Genomic DNA, 2,961 nt, shown 5'->3' with positions numbered 1-2,961 from the left:
TGGATGGCTCGCGTGTCGAATATGAATGGATTGACGATTGGGGGGCGAGCAATAAGCATCATGCTTATATCGGCAATTGCCACCATCAAACCAGGCCAGATTAAATTCAAACAGATCCGCCGCGTGTAGGGCCGACTGCTTGATCTACTCCAGAACTTCTCTTGTGGCGTTTGACTTAATCCTTAAGCAGCACTACTACCGCTCCAGTGCCTCCCTGTGCTGGGCGTGCGGAGGCGAATGCGATGACATCGTCTCGTCGGCGGAGCAGGCGATCTGTCAATACTTTTAGCACCGGACCGGTAGCTTTTGAGCGTAGTCCCTTGCCATGCACGATGCGGACGCAGCGCAGGCCGTGGTGGTGTGCCTCGGCAAGAAATTCGATGATCGTCTGCTGAGCGGCGGCAGCATTCATATGGTGCAGATCGATGTCGTCTTGCACGCTGAATTGTCCGCGCTTGAGCTGTCGCAACAGTTTGGGGGGGTAGCCATCGCGCAGATAGCTGAGCTCTTCACCGATCTCCAGCAGGCCGGGATCGAAGGCCATGTCGAGCAGTTCGGCCGGTACCGCCGCTTCGTCCGCTTCAAACATGTGCGCACGCGGTTCGGGCTTGGGCGTCTGGGGCGGGAGTTCAACCGGATCCAGTTGCCGCACCTCGCCAATGGCCTCGCGAAAAAGGCGGGCATCCTCATCGCTGATAGAGGGGGCGGGGCGTCGTTTCATGCGGCGGCTCCTGACATGCGCTCAGCATACTTGGCTTGGCAATGTGTGAAACCTCTGGGCGCGTCCGGTAGACTTCAAGCCTTGCGTGCATGGTCGGGCACGTGCCTCAGACTGGTTTTTAGACGGATCATGATGCGAGTTCTAGTCAGCAATGATGATGGCGTGGATGCCCTCGGTATCCGCGTGCTTGCCGACCGCCTGAGCGCGGTGGGTGAGGTGACCGTGGTGGCCCCCGACCGGGATCGGTCCGGGGCAAGCAATTCCTTGACCCTGGATGCTCCCATCCGGGTCGTGGACATGGGAGAGCGTCGTTACCGCGTTGCCGGCACGCCCACCGATTGCGTTCACCTGGCCTTGGCCGGCATGCTCGACTACGAGCCTGATATCGTGGTTTCGGGCATCAACAACACGGCCAATCTCGGCGACGATGTGATCTATTCCGGCACCGTTTCGGCGGCAATGGAAGGGCGCTTTCTGGGACTGCCGGCCATTGCCGTCTCCCTGGTCACGCGCGATCACAAGGGGGAGCATTACGACTCGGCGGCCCAGGCGGTATTACTGCTGATGCAGCGCTTGCTGGTCGACCCCCTGCCTGCCGACACCATCCTCAATGTCAACGTGCCGGATCGTCCCTGGAGCGAGATTCTTGGTTTCGAGGTCACCCGACTGGGCAAGCGTCATCGCTCGGCCCCATGTATTGGAGACACCGATCCGCGTGGCAAGCCGATCTGGTGGATCGGGCCGGCTGGTGATGTGGACGATGCCGGCCCGGGGACGGATTTCGACGCGGTTCGCCGTGGCTTCATTTCGGTCACCCCCATCCATGTGGATCTGACTCGCTTCCAGGCGCTTGAAAAAGTCAGCAGCTGGATGAACACGCTCTCGGCCGAGATGACCATGCCATCCAGCGGAGAGGTGAGCTGATGAACACCCATCCGTTGCCACCGGCCATGCTAAAAGGCGAGGGCATGACCTCGCAGCGTGCCCGTGATCGCCTTGCTGCGCGGCTTAAGGAAGAGGGTATCAAGGACCCGCGTGTGATCGATGTGATCCGCAACGTCCCTCGCCACCATTTTATCGATCAGGCTCTGCATTCACGTGCCTATGAAAACACGGCTTTGCCGATCGGCCATGGACAGACCATTTCCCAGCCCTGGGTGGTGGCGCGCATGAGCGAAGCATTGCTCGAATTTGGCGTGCCACAGAAAGTTCTGGAAATCGGCACCGGCTCGGGTTACCAGGCCACGGTCCTGGCTGGGCTGGTCCCTCAGGTGTTCACGGTTGAACGTATCGAGGAACTGCTGCGCCAGGCCCGCCGGCGCTTTCGTCAGCTTGGCTTGCCGCAGATACGTTCGCGTCATGACGACGGCAAGCTCGGCTGGCCGGAAGAGGCTCCCTTCGACGCCATCATACTTACCGCTGCTGGCGACACGGTGCCGACGCAACTGCTCGACCAGCTTGCGCCTCATGGCGTGCTCGTGGCGCCGGTCGGGTCGCCCAGCAACCAAACCCTTATCCGCATGCGTGGAGACGGCAAAGGCGACTTTATTCAGGAGGATCTGGCCGCAGTGAGTTTCGTGCCGCTCCTGGGCGGTATCGGCTGATGCGCCTGTTCGGTTCGCTTTACGCCCGGGTGTTGACCTGGGCGCGCCATCCGCGCGCGACCTGGTACCTGTGCGGCCTGAGTTTCGTGGAGGCGTTCATTTTTCCGGTGATGCCGGAGGTAATGCTCGCGCCGATGATGCTTGGGCGGCGGCAGAAAGCCTTCTTCTACGCCAACATCAGCCTGCTCTTTTCCCTGCTTGGCGCGCTGGTGGGCTATGCACTGGGCCATTGGGCTTTCGAGGCATTGCGTCCTGCACTGGATGCCTTGCACTTGCTCGAACCCATCCAGAAGGGCGTCGACAGTCTGCGCATGCAGATGAACGAGCATTGGCTCGGTTTGTTGACCGTGCTGGCGCTGGCTGCCTTGCAGCCGGTGGTGCCGATGAAGTTCGTAACCTGGGCGGCGGGTATCGTCGGTGTACCGGTCATTCCCTTTCTCGCTTGCGTGGCCGTTGGACGTGGCAAGCGCGTCTGGCTGCTGGCGATCCTGGTGCGCCTGTTCGGTGAACGCGCCGAGCGCATGCTGCAGAAAAATATCGAATGGCTTGGGTGGACCGTCATCGTGCTCTTGGTTGGCCTGGTTGCATGGTGGCTATGGAGTCGTTGAAGCTTGAAGCGATGTCGAACAGGAAGTC

4 protein-coding genes are annotated in these 2,961 nt (G+C 60.6%); 3 read left to right on the top strand and 1 reads right to left on the bottom strand.

All coding sequences use genetic code 11. From position 1 onward, the window contains the following. Positions 1 to 175: 175 nt before the first annotated feature. Entirely contained in the window at positions 176 to 721 is a 546-nt protein-coding gene (locus tag VF436_RS20515) for a Smr/MutS family protein (protein ID WP_330905914.1), read from the bottom strand. A gap of 132 nt (positions 722 to 853) precedes the next feature. On the opposite strand from VF436_RS20515, the gene surE reads away from it, so the two are divergent. The 3 genes from surE to VF436_RS20500 are packed head-to-tail and all read left to right on the top strand — an operon-like array spanning position 854 to position 2,933. Beyond that, the gene (gene surE, locus VF436_RS20510) at positions 854 to 1,645 is read left to right on the top strand and encodes a 5'/3'-nucleotidase SurE (RefSeq protein ID WP_330905915.1); all 792 of its coding nucleotides are present in this window, start codon (positions 854 to 856) and stop codon (positions 1,643 to 1,645) included. Further along, a complete protein-coding gene (locus VF436_RS20505) occupies positions 1,645 to 2,325 on the top strand; it encodes a protein-L-isoaspartate(D-aspartate) O-methyltransferase (RefSeq protein ID WP_330905913.1) in 681 nt (226 codons plus the stop codon). Before surE ends, VF436_RS20505 begins: the two co-directional genes overlap by 1 nt. Continuing rightward, positions 2,325 to 2,933, top strand: coding sequence for a YqaA family protein (locus VF436_RS20500; protein ID WP_330905912.1), 609 nt, complete (start codon positions 2,325 to 2,327; stop codon positions 2,931 to 2,933). Before VF436_RS20505 ends, VF436_RS20500 begins: the two co-directional genes overlap by 1 nt. The last annotated feature ends 28 nt before the right edge of the window (positions 2,934 to 2,961 follow it).

This window comes from Dyella sp. (assembly GCF_036384435.1).
Lineage (GTDB): Bacteria > Pseudomonadota > Gammaproteobacteria > Xanthomonadales > Rhodanobacteraceae > GSA-30.
Note: the sequence above shows the minus strand (reverse complement) of the source record. Positions and strands in the feature narration are given on the sequence as shown.